Genomic DNA, 17,921 nt, shown 5'->3' on the forward strand with positions numbered 1-17,921 from the left:
AGCCTGAACTTTATTGCCTTGACATTAGTTGTATAGACACCGAATTTTTGAAAACAAACCAACAATTACCATGAACAACGATCAACCTCTACTCAAACCTATCACGCTTGCAGGCGGACTAGCATTAAAAAACCGAGTTTGGATGGCTCCGATGACCAGAAGTCGTGCAGACAATCCTTCAAATAAACCATTTGAAATTCACGAGAAATATTACACCCAACGAGCTTCTGCAGGATTGATCATCACTGAAGGTTCACAAGTTTCCAAGCAAGCTGTTGGCTACATTAATACTCCAGGAATATATTCTGATGTGCAAGTAGAAGGCTGGAAAGGAGTAACTAAAGCTGTACACGACGAGGGTGGAAAAATATTCATCCAAATCTGGCACGTAGGCAGAATATCACATCCTGATTTCCACAATGGGGAATTGCCATTGGCGCCCTCAGCCATCAATCCACACGAAAAGTCATTTACCCCAGAAGGTTTTAAAGAAACAGTGACTCCCAAGGAAATGACACGGGCAGAAATCAAGCAGACTATCCAAGATTTCAAAAATGCAGGTAAAAATGCAATGGAAGCTGGATTTGATGGAATAGAAATCCATAGTTCCAACGGTTATTTACTTCACCAATTCTTCAATGCAACCAGCAATACAAGAAGAGATGAATATGGAGGATCTATAGAAAACAGGGCCAAGATACTTTTCGAGATCATCGACGCACTGAAAGAAGTAATGCCTGAGCAAAAAATCGGCTTACGATTAAATCCTTCTTTAGACGGTGTATTTGGCATGACAGCAGATGAGGAGACTATCCCTACATTTGAATTCATAGTCAAGAAGTTGAATGACTATGACTTGGCTTATCTCCACCTCTCTGAGCCGTTTTCTGATGTTTCTGACAAACCTTATTTAGTAAAGCATATAGCTAAGCACTTCCGCCCGTTATATAGAGGTACTCTTGTAATCAATGCTGGCTTTGATCAGGAAAAAGGAAATAAAGTGATCGAAAGTGGAGACGCTGATGCAGTTGCTTACGGCACATTATACATTTCAAATCCGGATTTAGTGAACCGCTTTGAGACAGGTACCGATCTAGCTCAGCCAGACAAAGATACGTTTTATACACCTGGTGAAAAAGGTTATACCGATTACCCTACGATGAAGGAATCCTAAGTTGTGTAATCACCCTAAAGGCCGGAATATCCGGCCTTTTCTTTATTTTTAAGCCATGTGTCTAGTAGCTTTTTCCTGGAAAACCCATCCAAAATATCCATTAATCATCAGCGCAAACCGAGATGAGTTCTTTGAGCGACCCTCAGATGCCTTGCATGTCTGGGAAGCTGGCTTTTACGCAGGAAAAGATTTAAGAAGTGGTGGCACCTGGATGGGATTTCATCCTAATGGGCGCTGGTCATTGCTTACGAATTATCGGGATTTTAATAACCCACGAAATGCCAAGATCAGCCGGGGAAAGCTAGTTCAAGCTTGGCTGGAAAGTACGATCGCACCAGAAGAATATTTGGAAGGAATTCAAAAATACCAGGACCAATATGATGGATTTAACCTGCTTGTGAGCGATGGGAAAAAGCTACTCTACTTCAGTAATTATTCTCCCCAGGTTCAAGAAGTAAAACCTGGTATCTATGGTTTGAGCAATGCGCTGCTCGATGATCCATGGCCAAAAGTAGAACTGGCAAAAGCGCAACTAATTCGCTTAACAAAATCTGCTTTTTTAACAAATGATGTCCTCAATATTCTAAAATCGAGAGAGACATTTCCACCAGAAAAACTACCAAACACTGGCGTGCCAATCGAGATGGAAACTTCTCTGTCCGCACAATTAATCCGAATGCCGGGGAATTATGGAACGGTTTCGGCCGCAGCCGTGGTTCAACATAAGTCTGGGCTTGTGCAGCTCAAACAACGAAGTTTCCAATGGAATCCGGATGTTTATCAAGACACTGGCTTTCAGTTTCAACTCGATCAAACCTAAGACCTAATGGCAGATAAAATATATGACATGCTCATCGTCGGAGGCGGACCAATAGGTCTTGCTTGCGGTGTGGAAGCAGGAAAAGCAGGATTGGATTATGTGATTATTGAGAAAGGCGCATTGACCAATTCTATCTATAACTACCCTATCAATATGACTTTTTTCTCCACCTCAGATAGGTTGGAGATGGCAGGCATTCCTTTTATGTCTATAGGAAATAAGCCAAATCGTACGGAAGCGCTGGAATATTACCGAAGGATTTTCTCCCACTTTGATCTAAATGTCAAGCTTTATGAAGCTGTAAAAAGGCTAGAGAAAAAAGAAGAGATATTCTATGTCACTACTTCAAAAGGAGAGTATCTCACCAAAAATATCGTGATGGCAACGGGCTTTTATGACTTACCAAATCTGATGAATATCCCTGGTGAGGACCTGCCAAAAGTTCACCATTACTACAAAGAACCTTGGCCTTTTATCAATCAAAAAATAGTGGTAGTCGGCGGAGCAAATTCTGCTGTGGACGCTGCTTTAGAAACCTGGAGAAAGGGAGCCGAAGTAAGTATGGTTTTACTTGAAGATGAAGTTGATCAGGCGGTGAAATATTGGGTTCGTCCTGATATTGTTAACCGAATCAAAGAAGGATCTATCAAGGCATACACCAAATCAAGACTCAAAGAAATTCTCGAACATGAAGTGGTAATTGCTACTCCAGACGGAGATGTGACTATAGAGAATGATTTCGTACTTGCAATGACGGGTTACAAGCCTAATTTCAGTTTATTAAATCAATTGGGAGTCAAATTGAGCGAGGATGAAAAAAGGCAGCCAGAGTACAATGAATTGACTCATGAATCAAATATCTCTGGAGTTTACCTTGCTGGAGTAGTTTGTGGCGGGTTGAATACGCGTGAGTTCTTCATTGAGAACAGCGTGGTACATGCTGGGATGATTGTAAAGGATATAGTGCAAAAGTCAGAAGTGAAAAGTAAGAAGTAAGAAGTTGGGATTAAAAATAAAATAGCCTGATCGAATCACTTCGATCAGGCTCTTCTATTTTAGAACAGCTTACTTTTTATTCCTTTATCTCAATTACTTTAAATTCTGTTCTTCGGTTTGTCTGGTGCTCTTCTTCAGTAGTTGCATTTTTGATAATCAACTGACTCTCACCATACCCTTTGGCAACCAACCTATCCGCAGAAATTCCTTGGGAAACAATGTAATCAACCGCAGATTGTGCTCTACGTTGAGATAGGTCTTGGTTGTATTGATCAGAAGATCTATCATCAGTGTGCGAGCTCAACTCGATTCTGATAGCTGGATTGTCTTTAAGTATCTGAACCAATTTATCCAGTTCTACAGCCGCATCAGGTCTAATATCAGCTTTATCCAAATCGTAATAGATATTCTCCAAAACGATAGAACGATCCAGCACCAATTGATCCAGCACAATCGTAGTATCCAGCGTAATATTGGTTACGTCTTGTACCAGAGTAGAAATATCCGGGGTCTTTCCTGTAGTCGTATATGGTATTGATTTAGAGAAATAGCCACTTTTAGATGCAATAATCGTAAAGTCAGAATCCGGCGTCAAAGTAAATCGGACACGACCGTTTGTATTGGAAAAGTCTCCGCCAGCTTGTTTGCTCAGGCTATCATATAATACAACTCTTGCTTGCTCCAATACAGCATCATCCTCTCCTGCCACACGCTGCTTGGTATAGACATTTAGCAATACGTTTATGATTTTTGGCTTAGGCGTCTTGTCTTCAAAGAAATAGATATCATCATCTCCTATTCCGCCATCGCGGTTGGAAGAAATGAAACCTGCTTTAGGATACTGGGTAAAGAAAAGTGAGAAATCATCATTAGTACTATTGAAGTTCTCTCCAAGATTTTTGATAACCTGCTTTCCTGATGCATCATTTTCTGCAACAAAAAGATCCAGCTTTCCAAACCCAGGATGTCCATCAGATGAAAAGAAAAACTTGCCATCTCCCATTGGTCTTGGAAAAAGCTCGTTGCCTGGCGTGTTAATGTTTGGTCCAAGGTTTTTAGGATTTCCAAAATCTCCGTTGGCCAATTTGGTTGCGCTATACAAATCTATCCCTCCATAACCCCCAGGTCTATTTGAGGCAAAGTACAATACCTCGCCGTCTTCAGAGAAAGCGGGTGTAGAATTCCACCAAAACTCATCTTCATTTACAGGCATCCAGATTGGCTGCGTAAAACCTCCACCTCGGAAATAAGAAACAAAAAGTGCTGTTTCTGGAAGATCTTTGTCCGAAGTAGAATTACCACGAGCATAAATGATTGTGTTTCCATCCGGACTGATAGCAATCGCCGCTTGATTCAAGCCTTCTTCATTTTTGAATTCAGGTAGCGGCTGAGCTCCACTGACATCTACTTTAATCCCATCGGCTCTCGCACGGAACAATTTAGTATAGGGTGATCCATCTGCAGGATAGAGTCCGCTCGCTTGACGACCTGAGGTGAAATAAATGAAATCTTCAGAAACCACCGGTGCATAATCTGGTCCCGCGGTATTCAAATCTTTATAATTTACCAGCTCATGATATGGCCAGTAATCTTCAATTCCCTGAGATAATTTAATTGCCTCAAGTTGTCGTTGAGTTTCTGCCAAATAGGTTTCATCCTGTGTGTAACCCTTTGCTTTTTCGAAAGCTTCCTTCGCTTCTTCGTCCTTATCCTGAGCTTTCAAACTTAAGCCCAATCTGTAATAGCTATCAAAAGTCGGGTCCTCTTCTACTAACTTCTCATAATATGGAGCAGCGTCTTCTATTCTATTGGAAAGCCGGTAACTCTCGGCAATAACCTGGTTTGCCTCTTTATTTTCAGGGTCATCTGCCAAAACCTGAGAAAAAGTATTGATGGCATACTGGTATTGGCCAGACAGAAACTGGTCATTTCCTTTTTCCTGAAGGCTCTTGCATGAGGTTACCCCTATGAAGAGTAATAAGCAAATCCACAAAAAATGGTTTTTCATCTTAAAGGTGATTGATGATCTATTCTGAATATTACTAAATTAATTTGGAAAGTATCTGTTCAGCCAGCTATTCCCGGCCAAAATCCATACACTTTCCAGGTCTTTTTTATTCTTTACCTGCGGGTTAATCACGAGGGTTTGAGGATCTATCTCCCCAGAAGTGACTTTTGACTTGATTCCTAAAGCAGAAGCTACGGTGATTTCACCCGTATTGGATTTAAATGTGACCTTACCTTGATCCGTGATATTGTTTTCAATTTCACTCTCCAGCTCACGCAAAGTCCGCACAGAACTATCAATAGAGCAACCGCTAGCCCCTAAACCTGACTCATCTACTGCTAACACCAAGATTTGGTTGTCCAAAATCTGAAATGAGGTAGGCATTCGATTGCCATGCGTATTCCAACCTTCACAAAAGGCAGAAAGTTTTGTGCTAATCAACTTCCTTTCCTGCTCAGTAAATTGACGTGCCGCTTGGTAAACCCAAACCCTTGAATCTTCTGAAATATCTTTAAATTCTACGTACATAAATGCTTATTACTTATTGGCAAAGAAAAACCCTTTCTACCTAACGGCAAAAAGGGTCAAATTGATTCAAAGAAAATAGTTAAATCCCCATATCCTTGGCGATCATCTCTGCCAAGTCATAGACTTTCACTTCCGCTTCTTTTTCTTTATTCTTTACACCATCTGTCATCATCGTGAGGCAGAATGGACAACCTACAGCAATTGTACTAGCTCCCGTTGCCAAAGCTTCCTCGGTACGCTCCACATTGATGTCTTTTTTGCCAGGCTCAGGTTCTTTGAACATCTGCGCTCCTCCAGCTCCACAGCATAGACCTTTGGTCTTGCAACGCTTCATTTCCACCAATTCCACATCCAAAGCTTTGATCACCTCTCGTGGTGCTTCATAGACATTATTTGCTCTACCTAAGTAGCAGGAATCATGGAAAGTGATTTTCTTTCCTTTGAATTCTCCCCCTCCTTTCAGCGCCACTTTTCCTTCATTGATCAGTTGCTGAAGAAACTGTGAATGGTGAATTACTTCATAATTTCCGCCTAAAGCCGGGTATTCGTTTTTGATAGTATTAAAGCAATGTGGGCAAGCGGTGACTACCTTTTTGATGTCATAGCCATTCATCACCTGGATGTTCGCTACGGCTTGCATCTGGAAAAGAAATTCATTCCCAGCACGTCTGGCAGGATCTCCGGTACAGGCTTCTTCTGGACCGAGCACGGCAAAACTTACACCTACTTTATTCAGTATTTTTACAAAAGCCTCAGTAACGGCTTTGTATCTATCATCAAAAGATCCGGCACAACCTACCCAGAATAGCACTTCTGGACTTTCTCCTTTGCCGGCCATCTCGGCCATGGTTGGTACTTTATATGTTGACATGATTTTGATATACGATTTATGATATTGGATTTACGAGGGCATTTTCATGATTGCCTTTTGCTCTGAAACCTCGATCTTATTTCAATTTCTCTACTTATTCAATCCACTTTCTTAGTGAATTCTGAGACTGAATACTGGTAACTGATCACTTTATTTCTTCCTCTTTCACTTTCTCAGCCCAATTGAATCTATCCTGAGGACTGAATTTCCAAGGAGCAAAGCTGGTTTCCATGTTTTGGAACATGGCATTCCACTGAGCCGGCGTTCCGGATTCCTCCATGGCTACATAGCGACGCATTTCCAAAATGATAGAAAGTGGATCAATGTTCACCGGACAAGCCTCCACACAGGCATTACAGCTCGTACACGCATTCAATTCTTCTTTCGTGATGTAGTCACCCAAAAGTGACTTACCGTCTTCAATACCTTTTCCTCCAGCATCCAGACTTTTACCCACTTCTTCTGCACGATCCCGCACATCCATCATGATTTTTCGCGGAGAAAGTTTCTTACCCGTCAAATTAGCTGGGCACTCTGAAGTACATCTACCACATTCGGTACATGAATAGGCATTCATCACGTTGATCCAGCTCAGATCATTGATGTCTTTGGCTCCGAATCTTCCAATCTCGGCAGGGGGATCAACTGGAGCGTCAGAAGGAATACCAAGCATCATATTTACCTCATTAGTGACTGCTGGCATATTTACCATCTCTCCCTTTGGCTTCAAGTTCGAATACCAAGTATTAGGGAAAGCAAGGAAAATATGCAGGTGCTTAGAATAGGTCACGTAAATAGCAAAGGCTAAAATCCCGACAATATGGAACCACCAAGCAGCTCTCTCCACGAAAATCAAAAACTCAGAACTGAAATTCTCAAAAAGCGGAGAAAGCAAACCACTGAAAAATAGAGTTCCAACAGGTATGTAATGCTCTACTCCTCTTGCGGCCAAAATCTGGTCAGCAGCATTCATTTTCAGGATAGCAATCATCAAAACGATTTCTATTGCAAGTATCAAGTTTCCATCCATTGCCGGCCAGCCTTTCATCTCAGGCTTGGTGAATCGAGGGACTTTAACCACATTTCTTCGGATCAAAAAGATCACACAGGAAATGAGGACCATCATAGCTAAGAACTCAAAAAAATTCATGGCTGCTACGTAAGCGCCTCCTAAATAAGGTGCAAAAAGCCGATGTGTACCAAAAATCCCATCCAAGACAAACTCCAGAACTTCAAGGTTGATCACCAAGAACCCAACATATACGAAGAAATGAAGGAAAGCAGGAATAAACCGTTTAAACATCTTTTGCTGACCGAATGCCACCATAAGCATGGTCTTCCAGCGTTTGTCTGGTTGGTCATTTCTTGTTTCTGCCTTTCCCAGAAAAATGTTTCTACGGAGGAATTTGACGCGTTTGATCAAAAAGAAGCTCGCAGCAACCAAAATGATCAAAAATATTATTTGAGGTAAAAAGCTCATAGTGACGTTATTAGCGTGTTTCTTGGGTTTTCCTGTTTATTTTTTCCTTAAATGACTTGCTTCAAAAACTGAAATATCTACCTTTGCATCACTTTACAACAAGGTGATATAGCTCAGTTGGTAGAGCATCGGACTGAAAATCCGTGAGTCGATGGTTCGAGTCCATTTATCACCACAAGCCCTGAAGCAATTCAGGGCTTTTTTTATGTGCTTATTTGACCACAAAGAGCACAAAGTTTTCACAGAGTTCGCAAATCCAAACTTGGTTTCTAATAACGAAACCGAGATTTCTCCACTCGCGCTATTTGTTCTTTTCCTATTGCTCATTTCTATTTTTAAAGATCAAACTCAGTACTAGTTTTCAAAACAACTCTAGCAAATTAAGAAACAGTAGGCATGCATACTATTTCTTGGTGTAATTTAGAAGCAATTTAGTCTAGTAAGCATTATAAGCCAAAAGCCTAAATGGTTGAGAGTCTATCGCTCTCCTTTTAATAGTCTGTTTGAAAAACTTTTACTTTTTTTCATCCTAACTGTAACATTCCCGATTTCCATGCATTACCGTATTAAATGAAGTCATTTTTTGAAGCACATATCTGGCCGCAACGAGGCAGGCTCTACCGGCTGGGATATCTCTGGGTGAGGGACAGATCCCTTGCTGAGGACATGCTTCAGAATGTCTTCGAAAAAACTTTCGAACGGGAAGAGGAACTTCAAGGTCATCCAAATCTTGCTGGTTGGTTGGTCCGAAGTCTAAAAAATGAGGTCTTGATGCATTTTCGCCAGACCAAGAAACTGGAATCTCTCGATGGCTTGGAGGAATTGGAAATTGAGGAACCGGTGCCTGAGGAAACAAAAGACTCGGTGCGACAAGTGATGAAACTTGTAAAAGGCTTGCCTCTTCGTCAGCAAGAGATTTTCCATCTGAGAGAGGTAGAAGGCTTGAGTTACGAGGAAATTACCGAGCACCTAGACATAAGCCTGGAACAAGTGAAAGTTAACCTTCACCGAGCCAGAAAAAGCATTCGAGAGCGGATGCTCAACCAAAAATCGACCAAATGAACCAGCGAATAGACGAATTACTTGAAAAGTATTGGGAAGCTGAGACTACCCTTGCCGAAGAACAGGAATTGAAGGAATTACTTCAAGCTGCAGAAGGATATGCAGATGAGAAAATTTTATTCTCAGGATTTAGTGAGCTCTCTTCAGAAGAACCAACTCTGAAAATACCTACTAAGACAGTTCCAATCAGATCCAGGAACTGGATGAACTGGGCAGCATCAGTTGCAATCTTAGCTGGCTCCTTATGGGGATGGACTGTTTATGAACAGAAGCAAGCTGAAGAGGAAGCATACCTAGAGGTGATGCAGGCATTTGCCTTAATCCAAACCAACCTTTCCAAAGGACAGAAAGAAATGAATGTCATGAATGAAATGAAATACCTGAATACAACAAACCAATTATTTGGCAACTCTATATCAAAATAAGCCATGAAGAAATTTCTACTAATTCCGCTTTTGCTGTTTGCCTTTATTATAAAGGTGCAAGCTCAGGATGATGCTATCCAACGATTTTTCTCCAAGTACATGGATGATGATAGATTCTCCAGAGTATATATCAGTCCAAAGATGATGCAAATGGCCGGAGGCTTTCTGAAAAGTAATGCCGGTACAGACAAGGATTCAGAGGACCTGGGTGTATTGATTCAAAAGGTAAAAGGGATTCGAATTCTTTCTTCTGACGAGGTGAATGGATTAGCTTTTTACAAAGAAGCCATGGGCACGCTTACAAAAAACAAATACGAGGACCTGATGATTGTCGAAGACAAGGGAAGTAGCCTGAAGTTTATGGTTCGCGAGGAAGGCGGCTTAGTAAAGGAACTCATGATGATCTCAGGAGAAGATGGAGACTTTACTCTATTGTCAATGCTGGGAAGTTTTACCTACGAAGATCTCAATTTGCTTGCCGAAAAGACAGATATCCCGGGGATGGATCTTTATGGAAAAGGAAGTAAAGGACCGAAGGGGCCTAAAGGGATTAAATAAAGTATCAAGTAAAGCGAAACTGAAAGACAGTAAGAAGGTTTCCCACATCGAAAAGCATCATTTACAAACCACACTATATAATAAACACATGAAAAAGATAATTCTAACCCTCGCACTAATTGGAACAGCGATGGCTGTCCAAGCCCAAAGTAAAAGTGTCAAAGCACTTTATGAAAAATACAAAAGTGAGGATGACTTCTTCCATATGGAGCTGGGAGGCAACTTCATGAACTTTGCCGAAGGCTTCAAAATCGATATTGACAAAAATGATATGGCGACAGTAGCCAAGTCAATTGAGAAATTAAATTTCTTTACCCTTCCCGATCATGCTGATGCAGGAAGAGTTGAATATAAAACATTGCAGAAAGGTCTTGAGAAAGAAAGGTATGATTTGCTAATGGAGGCTTCAGAAGGAAAAAAAGGAGGCGTGATGGTTTATTCTAAAGGAGGAAATACCATCTCAGATTTAGTAGTTCTTGTGGGTGGTGATGATGGTGATCTGATGGTTGTGGAATTGAAGGGCAAATTTGATCAGGAATTGGTCGCAAAAGCCGCAAATTATAGTAGCAGAAACTAATTCCAGTAAAAAATCAGAATATACAGCAACCCTATTTATGTAAGATTACACAAAATGGGTTTAGATAATCAATTCTAAACCCATTTTTTTTGTCAATTTATAACTACATGGGTCAGATTAGGGGAGTTACATCAGATATAAACTGTTGATTTATGTCAAATCGGCTTCATGATTACCCATTTGAAAAAGCATTTTGAAAAATTTTTTAAATTTTTTTTCACAAAATTTCCATTGGAAATCTATAGATATACTCTTAGCCTGTAATTACATTATTTCGTAATTATCAATTTTACCAACAAATATTCTTCAAAATACGCAAAAATCAAAACACAAGGAGTTCCGCTATCGATTGCGGGAGCATTTTATTAAATCGGCAATATTTTCAATGTTCTGTTACCAAATCATTAACAATGATCTTTTTTTATTGAAGTATTTGCAATTGATATTTTCAGTCGTACCTTTGAATCGTAATAACAAACCAATCGGTAACCGAATTGAATTACAGCCCAAATTTCCCCACCTGAGACGGAGCAGCCGTCAGGCGGTTAATTTGAAAAATTAGAACCTATTCAAACCAATTATTAAAATGAAAAAATTATTCACATTGCTTTTCGTAGCGGGGATCGCTGCAGGAGCGTTTGCCAAATCAGAAGGTACATCTGTCTTAATTAGACAAACTGAAACTACTAAGGTTGCAGTATCCTTCAATGAAGCACCACAAGGAACTGTGATTGTTAAAATCACAGATTCTGAAGATCGTTTGATCTTGAGAGACAGAATCACTAAGGATGAAGCTTTTGCTAAGAAATACGATCTTAAAGCTCTTCCTCAAGGAAACTACTCTGTAGAAGTAACGGACGAATCAGGCGTATTGAGAACTGCTTCTTTCAACAACTTTGTAGCAGAGACTCCAGCTGTATTCTCAAGAGTTTCTCCAATGGGAGATAACAAATACAGATTGCTAGTAAGCAACCTTGACGCGAAGGACATCGAAGTGATGATCTATGACGGAGACAAATTGATCCACACTGAGAAAATCGATAATCCACAAGGACTTCACAAAATCTACTCTTTCGACAAAGTAAGTGGAGCAGGTATCAACTTTAAAGTGAAAACTGCATCAGGATTTGAAGGTTATGTAACTAGCCTATAAGCTAAACCAACTTCATATAAACTAGCCCCGCTTGAGCAATCGAGCGGGGTTTTGTTGTTTAAAAAGTAAATCAACCGCGGTGGTCACAGAGTTAATCGCGGAGAGCGCAGTTTAGAAATGAATTTATGTTAGGCCATAGATAAAACTTTTACCATTGTCAGACTGAGCGCAGCCGAAGTCCAATTACAGCGCCTTTAACACCATTTCGAAGCCAATGGATCTGCGGGATGCTCTGTGTAATTCTACATTTAATGCTATCCTGCTTCTCCAGAAGCAGGATTTATCTATACAATAAATTAGCTCCGTACCTAAAGGCACGGCAGATAGCACAATCAACTTTCCTTTCTACCCATAGTTTGTCCCTAAAGGGACGTGCAAAAAGAAAAAATAGCCTCCTTGAGCTGCAGCAAGGCCTTCAAATCAAATATTTCGATCCAATTTTTACACAATAGAATTCAATAGAACACAAATTTTCGAACTCTGCGTTAACCTCCGTGTACATTGCGGTTAAACCAAAAAATGCGAAGCATCTCTGCTCCGCATTCGTTTCTTTATTATTAAACCGACTGATCAATGAATACTGATCACTGCGGCTTTACTTTTACTTTTTCTTCCAACTAGCCTTTCCACCTTTGGCAGAATCAACAGTGATAGAATAATTAGAGCCTGAAGAAACAATCCACTTCACTTTCACTCCAGTCATACCAGGCACATTATCTACCAATATTTTCTCAGGATTATTTTTTTGCTCTGACAATTTGTTAAAGTCTTCATCTTCCACTACAAATCCTGCGACAACCTTTGCTCCGTCAATAGTAACGTAATCTGGCCGCTCGATTTTGTATTTAAGATCCTGACTAGCGTGAGTTGGCATCAGGCGCTCGTTATAGATCGTTGCTGTAATTGCTTTTAATCCTCCACCAAGGTCTTCTTCTTTCACATCCATCACAGATAATTTTGGGGTGTGATACGCATGATAAATAGTAAATGCAATATTTCTATGTGCATCTTGCTCTAGCAAAAACCCTGGATGAGCGCGCCCGAAGTTTTTCTTAAATCCTCCTATCTCCACAGTTCCAAACTGCGGATGCTCGAATTCATGCCAGTTCACAAAAGCATCACCCATAGTCAAAAACTCATCCACTTCGAACATCTCATTTTGTCCACCACCATCTTTGTGGAAATATAGGTAAGGCACCATTAGCTCATTTGAGAAAGTAAAAATCCCTCTAACGCCATAAAACCAGTCCAATTCGCCTCCAAAAACTGAATACAAATCTTTATAAACAGTCAGGTATCTATAACCTGGAATCATTTCCTGACCTTTTTGGCCCAACGCATCATAGATCCGGATATCATTTCTGTTATACGTGCTTACATCCTCTTCTGCGCCAGGACCTCTAAGGATCATTCCGCCTGAGTTGTGGAAACTTTGAGCTCCTGCGATATTCGGATGCTTTTTCACAAATTCCATAATCGAGCGATTCTCAGGAAGCGTAAATGGATACTTCAATGCGCCACGCTGAATGTAATCCGGCTGCCAATTCCAACCCCAGTCTCTATTTGGATCATAATATCCTACGCCATCGTCATTCACGCGACCATCACCATCACCATCCGTGCCTTCCTGACCCAACATTTCATATTCTCCCATTTTATCCGCACCTACCATAATCAGTTTGCGTGGATCCTGTGGATCTTTGATATAGCGACCAGTCGGAGATTTTCTAATCATCATTGTGATGTGTCCATCGCCATCCAGATCATCCATTCCATCTTCCCCAGCTACCCCATCTCCATCATTATCTAAGATCATCATCCCGGATCGTGGTGAATTTGCAGTATTTGGCTCCAAGAAAAAGTCATTCCTTGCATCTGGATTTATGGTTGGTGTGATGTAAAACACCTTGTCCTTCAGGAGCTGCTGGATAAATTCATTATCAGCAAACATCTCTGTGAGGTACCAAGCACCATAAAGAGAAAATTCTCCGCCCTGGATTTCATTGGAGTGAATATTCCCATCGATCCACATTCCTGGTTTATCGGTATCTTTTCCGGTGGCAAAATCCGTAATCGTCAATGTCCACATGTCCCTGCCCTCGTAGGATTTACCAATTGATTCGAGTTTTGCGATATCTGGATGAGCTGCGGCAATCTTCTTCATATTATCCACCAAACCTTCATAAGTATAGTAGCGGTTGAAAGCGATAGCTACTTTTGGATTGTGTGGAGTACCGACTGCGCGGAAAAATTTCTCCTGAGCATCTGCTTTATAACTTCCAAGGCTAAGTACACCTACAGCCAAGGCAATGAGCATTTTTGTTGTTTTCATCTTTTGCATGGCTTATAGTTTTACAGTTGTGGAGGTGAATCCGGCATGAGAAGCACCGGCTTTTACAGTCACATTTCCCGAACCACGAATGATCCAGCTAAAACTTGCTTTCTCATAAGCTCCCAAAGAGTCCATCAATTCGATTTTATTACCTGAGACAATTTTCTCAGCATCGGCATCTATATCAATTCTGACTTTGCGTAGCCAGCGGGAATTTTCTCCCATTTCAGAATGAGTCGGGAGAGCAGAATTATTAAATAGATCCATCGTCACTCTCGTCAAACCGTTGCCCAGTGATTCAGATTTTACATTATGAATCTCAAGCTTTGGTTGCATTGCAGCCAGTTTTAGGATGAAATCTGTATGCTGATCAGCTATTTCTTGAATTTTATCAAAGGAAGGCGTAGTCATCACAAAAGGCTTGATGCCACCCACTTCAACTTTTTTACCTGGAAAATCCGGATGTTGAATTTCTTTCCAAGGAACAAAAACATCATTCATTTCCAAGGAATCTGCCCAAGCCAAGTAGTTGGCTTCCGCATTTGAAATGCCTTTGCCAGTAGAATCTTTGTATTCCGGCACCCAATAACCGGGAGTACCAAAGCTTAATCTACCAAAGTGGAAATACGCCCATTGAAAGAAATCCCCATCAGTGCCTTGATTCTCCTGCTGGTAAGCTTTCTGCTTCACAGTCTCTTTATAGACATCAGAAATCATTGCGTTTATAGCTTGGTCTTTCTCCAAAATGGAAGTGACCACTCTCTTCTTTGCATTTCCGGCATTGTACTTCAATGGTGAAGACAAGTTATTAGCTGGAGAAAATGTGACAAATGCGAAGATATTCCACTGCTCGAAAAGGTAGTCAAGCAAAGCTCGAGTCTCCTTTTGGGTCACTGGCATATCACCAGCCAATGGCTCAAAAACAGGGAATTTATAGGTCAAAGACTTATTGAATGCAATTCCTTCTTTCAGGTCTTCAGCAAATTCTCCGTCTTTGTCGTCATCTTTTGACTCCTTATAAAGTAAGTATTTCCCTGCCTCACCTTTGGATTTATCCGCTTTTACCATTACACGCTCGTCTTCTTTTGAGAGTATGTAATCTCCCATAGGATCTTCAACTCGCATCATGGTTATCAGACTATCGCCATTCAGATCAGAATATCCGCTTCCGCCTGGAGTGCCATCCCGATCATGGTCAATAGATACTGCATTCCCTCTTCTTTCATATTTCAATGAAGCGAAGTACTGCTCGTAAGCGTCTGGAGACATGTTGGGAAAAATGTAAAAAGTCGTAGTCTCAAGCGCATCCGTATGATCTGAAACCAGCTTTTCAGCAAATTGTGTAGCCAGCTCCACGCTCAGCACCTCGTAGCCCTCCACTCCGCCTACTACAGCGATGGCCGGTTTTTCATCCAGTTTACCCGTGCCTACTTTTAGCACCCAGATATCTTTTCCTCCTTCTGTCTTGGTTAGCGAGGTAAGTTCAGCAGAAGCATTGGAAGCCACGCGTTGCAAACGCTGGTTGAGCTGACTAAGTGTAGGATAATCCGACTGCGCAAATGCTGCTCCTGATAATCCCATGCCCCCAACCAGCAACCAACTGAGTAGTGTTTTTTTCATAAATCGTTTGGGTTTTAATTCTTTGATTAACCAAATCTTTAAAAAGATCGGCACCTGAATTTTACTAAAATTTCGGAACAAAACGCCCTTTCCTTTTTATGAACACAGAATTAACTCTTGAATGGGTGTTGATTGGGATAAATGGAGTTGCAATAATAAGTATTGTACAGATCGGGAAAATTTGCTTATTTAAGGTCATTAGCTTTTTCAAAATGTATCAAACAGTAGCCCTCGCCATAGCTTTTTCCCCTAGGATGGAAGCTCTTATTTCAGAAACAAAGCGTCTAGTTCAGCTCTTCGGCTCTGAATTGATCCTGATTCATATCGGAAAAAAAACTGATGAGCTGGAGACGAAACTTGATGAGATCATCCTCAAAACAGGCTTGGACAAACTCAAAACCAAATTGATTTGGAAAGAAGGTAAACCTGTGAAAATGATAATCCAGGCTTGCAAGGAAGAAAAAGCAGACTTACTGGTAGCAGGAGCACTGAAGCGAGAAGGCTTTCTAACTTATTACATGGGATCTGTAGGAAGGAAAATCATCAGAAAAGCTCCATGCTCTGTTTTGACTTTAATTGAACCAAATGTAGAATCCACTGTTTTTGAAAAAATAGTTCTCAATGGAACTCAGCTGGAGATCACGCCACATGTGATCGAAGTTGGAATTAATTTTTCCAAACAAATCAAAGCTGACCAAGTGCATATATTGAATGAAATCAAAATGTACGGACTTCAGATGGGAACTGCCAGTGAAGATTCGGAAGAAGAGGCCTCTCAGACTCGTAGGCAATTAGTGCAAAATGAAGTGGAGTATGTGGAGAGAATTCTGAATAAAATAGATCAGGGAGAATTGAAGATAAATATAAAAGTTACCGGAGGTAGATGGGCAGTGGAGCTGGCAAGGTTCTGCGAGAAAATTGACGCAGACCTACTCGTAGTAGGTGATGATCATAAATTGAATTTTTTCGACAGGATTTTCCCACATGATTTGGAAGACCTCTTGAGTACTTTGCCATGTAATTTATTAATCGTAAAAATTTAATCCTCCATGGAAACGTTAGACCATAAGGAGGTAATTAATTTACTCCTCCAGCTCGCATCTATTCTTATTTTAGCAAGAGTCTTTGCTGAATTAGCAAGGAAATTCAAGCAACCTGCCGTAGTAGGTGAAATCTTTGCAGGAATTATCCTGGGACCTACAATTCTCGGGAATTTCTTTCCTGGAGCGCAGGAATATCTCTTCGGAGCGCATGAGATGACGAATATAGCCTTTGATGGCTTTGTGCAGATTTCAGTCGTTTTGTTGCTCTTCATTGCTGGATTGGAGGTGGAGTTACATATTGTTTGGAGCCAGGGAAAAAAGGCCCTCTACATAGCTGTAGCTTCGATGATTCTGCCAATTATAGCTGGGTTTGTGGTGGCATACGCATTCCCGGAGTTTCTGGGAGTTAATATCAATGACAGAGTAGTTGCCTCTACGTTCTTTGGACTTGCTATTTCCATCACAGGACTGGCCATTGTAGCCAGGATTCTGATGGACTTGAACCTCTTCAAAACCTCTTCAGGCCTTTTAATTATTGCAGGAGCCATGATCGTGGATGTGCTCGGCTGGCTTATATTCTCTGTGATATTATCGTTATCTGAGTCTGGAAGTGATGGCTTGGGAGTTTGGCCGACTATTGGTCTTACCTTACTATTCACTTTAGTAATGCTAACTATTGGAAAGGGATTAATCAATAGGGTTTTGCCTTGGATCAACAAAAAACTGGCTTGGCCGGGAGGATTACTATCGCTTTCCTTGGCGCTATGCTTTTTGGCAGCATCATTTACAGAGTTTATTGGAATTCATGCCATTTTCGGAGCCTTTATCATCGGAGTTGCGCTTGGAGATTCTGAGTACTTGACCGAAAAAGCCAAGGAGATTTTACATCAGTTTATCAATAATATTTTCGCTCCGATCTTCTTTGTATCCATAGGTCTCAAAGTAAACTTCATCACTGGATTTGATCCGGGAATTGTCGGTGTTGTGATTGTAGTAGGTCTATTGACAAAATATTATGGTGCTTACTTCGGGGGAAGGCTCGCAGGAGTATCTCGTAAAGAATCTATAGTTGCTGGCTTTGGTATGAGCACGCGAGGAAGCATGGATATCGTACTGGGACTGATCGCTTTAGAAAACGGCTTAGTAACTGAACCTCTGTTTATCGGATTGGTAATTCTAGCAATAATCGCCAGTATGAGTGCTGGACCTTTGATTGGCTGGGCGAGAAATCTTAAGGTTTAGAGATACGTTTTGCTGAGTCAATACCTGGAACG

At 40.9% G+C, this 17,921-nt stretch carries 16 protein-coding genes and 1 tRNA gene; 11 read left to right on the plus strand and 6 right to left on the minus strand.

Going from position 1 to position 17,921, the window contains the following annotated elements:
- Nucleotides 1-70 precede the first annotated feature (70 nt).
- From AACZ87_RS13650 to AACZ87_RS13660, 3 genes are read left to right on the plus strand one after another with little or no spacing between them, the layout of a single operon-like run.
- Nucleotides 71-1,174 (plus strand): alkene reductase, encoded by a 1,104-nt coding sequence (locus AACZ87_RS13650; protein WP_339867957.1) that lies wholly within the window; start codon nt 71-73, stop codon nt 1,172-1,174.
- Between the two features lie 55 nt (nt 1,175-1,229).
- Nucleotides 1,230-1,994 carry an NRDE family protein gene (locus AACZ87_RS13655; protein ID WP_339867959.1) on the plus strand — a complete coding sequence of 255 codons (765 nt, stop codon included), beginning with the start codon at nt 1,230-1,232 and terminating at the stop codon, nt 1,992-1,994.
- A 6-nt stretch (nt 1,995-2,000) separates the two neighbouring features.
- Nucleotides 2,001-2,990, plus strand: coding sequence for a YpdA family putative bacillithiol disulfide reductase (locus tag AACZ87_RS13660; RefSeq protein ID WP_339867960.1), 990 nt, complete (start codon nt 2,001-2,003; stop codon nt 2,988-2,990).
- Between the two features lie 76 nt (nt 2,991-3,066).
- On the opposite strand, the gene AACZ87_RS13665 is transcribed toward AACZ87_RS13660, so the two are convergent.
- The 4 genes from AACZ87_RS13665 to AACZ87_RS13680 form a co-directional block, all read right to left on the minus strand.
- Nucleotides 3,067-4,998 carry an OmpA family protein gene (locus tag AACZ87_RS13665; RefSeq protein ID WP_339867962.1) on the minus strand — a complete coding sequence of 644 codons (1,932 nt, stop codon included), beginning with the start codon at nt 4,996-4,998 and terminating at the stop codon, nt 3,067-3,069.
- A 39-nt stretch (nt 4,999-5,037) separates the two neighbouring features.
- Complete coding sequence (locus AACZ87_RS13670; RefSeq protein ID WP_339867963.1) at nt 5,038-5,526, minus strand: hypothetical protein; 489 nt, start codon at nt 5,524-5,526, stop codon at nt 5,038-5,040.
- A gap of 79 nt (nt 5,527-5,605) precedes the next feature.
- Nucleotides 5,606-6,397 carry a (Fe-S)-binding protein gene (locus tag AACZ87_RS13675; RefSeq protein WP_339867964.1) on the minus strand — a complete coding sequence of 264 codons (792 nt, stop codon included), beginning with the start codon at nt 6,395-6,397 and terminating at the stop codon, nt 5,606-5,608.
- 145 nt (nt 6,398-6,542) lie between these two features.
- A complete protein-coding gene (locus tag AACZ87_RS13680) occupies nt 6,543-7,877 on the minus strand; it encodes a 4Fe-4S dicluster domain-containing protein (RefSeq protein WP_339867966.1) in 1,335 nt (444 codons plus the stop codon).
- A gap of 102 nt (nt 7,878-7,979) precedes the next feature.
- On the opposite strand from AACZ87_RS13680, the gene AACZ87_RS13685 reads away from it, so the two are divergent.
- The 6 genes from AACZ87_RS13685 to AACZ87_RS13710 all read left to right on the plus strand — a co-directional run bounded on the left by AACZ87_RS13685 (nt 7,980) and on the right by AACZ87_RS13710 (nt 11,652).
- Nucleotides 7,980-8,052 (plus strand) — tRNA-Phe (locus AACZ87_RS13685).
- A 395-nt stretch (nt 8,053-8,447) separates the two neighbouring features.
- Entirely contained in the window at nt 8,448-8,939 is a 492-nt protein-coding gene (locus AACZ87_RS13690; RefSeq protein ID WP_339867967.1) for a sigma-70 family RNA polymerase sigma factor, read from the plus strand.
- Entirely contained in the window at nt 8,936-9,364 is a 429-nt protein-coding gene (locus AACZ87_RS13695) for a hypothetical protein (RefSeq protein WP_339867969.1), read from the plus strand. The genes AACZ87_RS13690 and AACZ87_RS13695 overlap by 4 nt, the downstream gene beginning before the upstream one ends.
- Nucleotides 9,365-9,367: 3 nt before the next feature.
- Entirely contained in the window at nt 9,368-9,922 is a 555-nt protein-coding gene (locus AACZ87_RS13700; protein WP_339867971.1) for a DUF4252 domain-containing protein, read from the plus strand.
- A gap of 88 nt (nt 9,923-10,010) precedes the next feature.
- Complete coding sequence (locus tag AACZ87_RS13705; RefSeq protein WP_339867973.1) at nt 10,011-10,499, plus strand: DUF4252 domain-containing protein; 489 nt, start codon at nt 10,011-10,013, stop codon at nt 10,497-10,499.
- Between the two features lie 586 nt (nt 10,500-11,085).
- Nucleotides 11,086-11,652, plus strand: coding sequence for a hypothetical protein (locus tag AACZ87_RS13710; protein WP_339867974.1), 567 nt, complete (start codon nt 11,086-11,088; stop codon nt 11,650-11,652).
- 601 nt (nt 11,653-12,253) lie between these two features.
- Here AACZ87_RS13710 and AACZ87_RS13715 read toward each other — a convergent pair.
- Nucleotides 12,254-13,984: a M14 family metallopeptidase gene (locus AACZ87_RS13715; protein ID WP_339867976.1), complete on the minus strand. Its 1,731-nt coding sequence runs from the start codon at nt 13,982-13,984 to the stop codon at nt 12,254-12,256.
- Nucleotides 13,985-13,996: 12 nt separating this feature from the next.
- Nucleotides 13,997-15,604, minus strand: a complete 1,608-nt coding sequence (locus AACZ87_RS13720; protein ID WP_339867977.1) for a M14 family metallopeptidase — start codon at nt 15,602-15,604, stop codon at nt 13,997-13,999.
- Between the two features lie 98 nt (nt 15,605-15,702).
- Here AACZ87_RS13720 and AACZ87_RS13725 point away from each other — a divergent pair, with 98 nt between their 5' ends.
- Together AACZ87_RS13725 and AACZ87_RS13730 are read left to right on the plus strand one after the other, a co-directional pair.
- The gene (locus AACZ87_RS13725) at nt 15,703-16,647 is read left to right on the plus strand and encodes a universal stress protein (protein WP_339867978.1); all 945 of its coding nucleotides are present in this window, start codon (nt 15,703-15,705) and stop codon (nt 16,645-16,647) included.
- A gap of 6 nt (nt 16,648-16,653) precedes the next feature.
- Nucleotides 16,654-17,889: a cation:proton antiporter gene (locus AACZ87_RS13730; RefSeq protein WP_339867979.1), complete on the plus strand. Its 1,236-nt coding sequence runs from the start codon at nt 16,654-16,656 to the stop codon at nt 17,887-17,889.
- Nucleotides 17,890-17,921 lie beyond the last annotated feature (32 nt).

Source organism: uncultured Algoriphagus sp. (assembly GCF_963974365.1).
Lineage (GTDB): Bacteria > Bacteroidota > Bacteroidia > Cytophagales > Cyclobacteriaceae > Algoriphagus.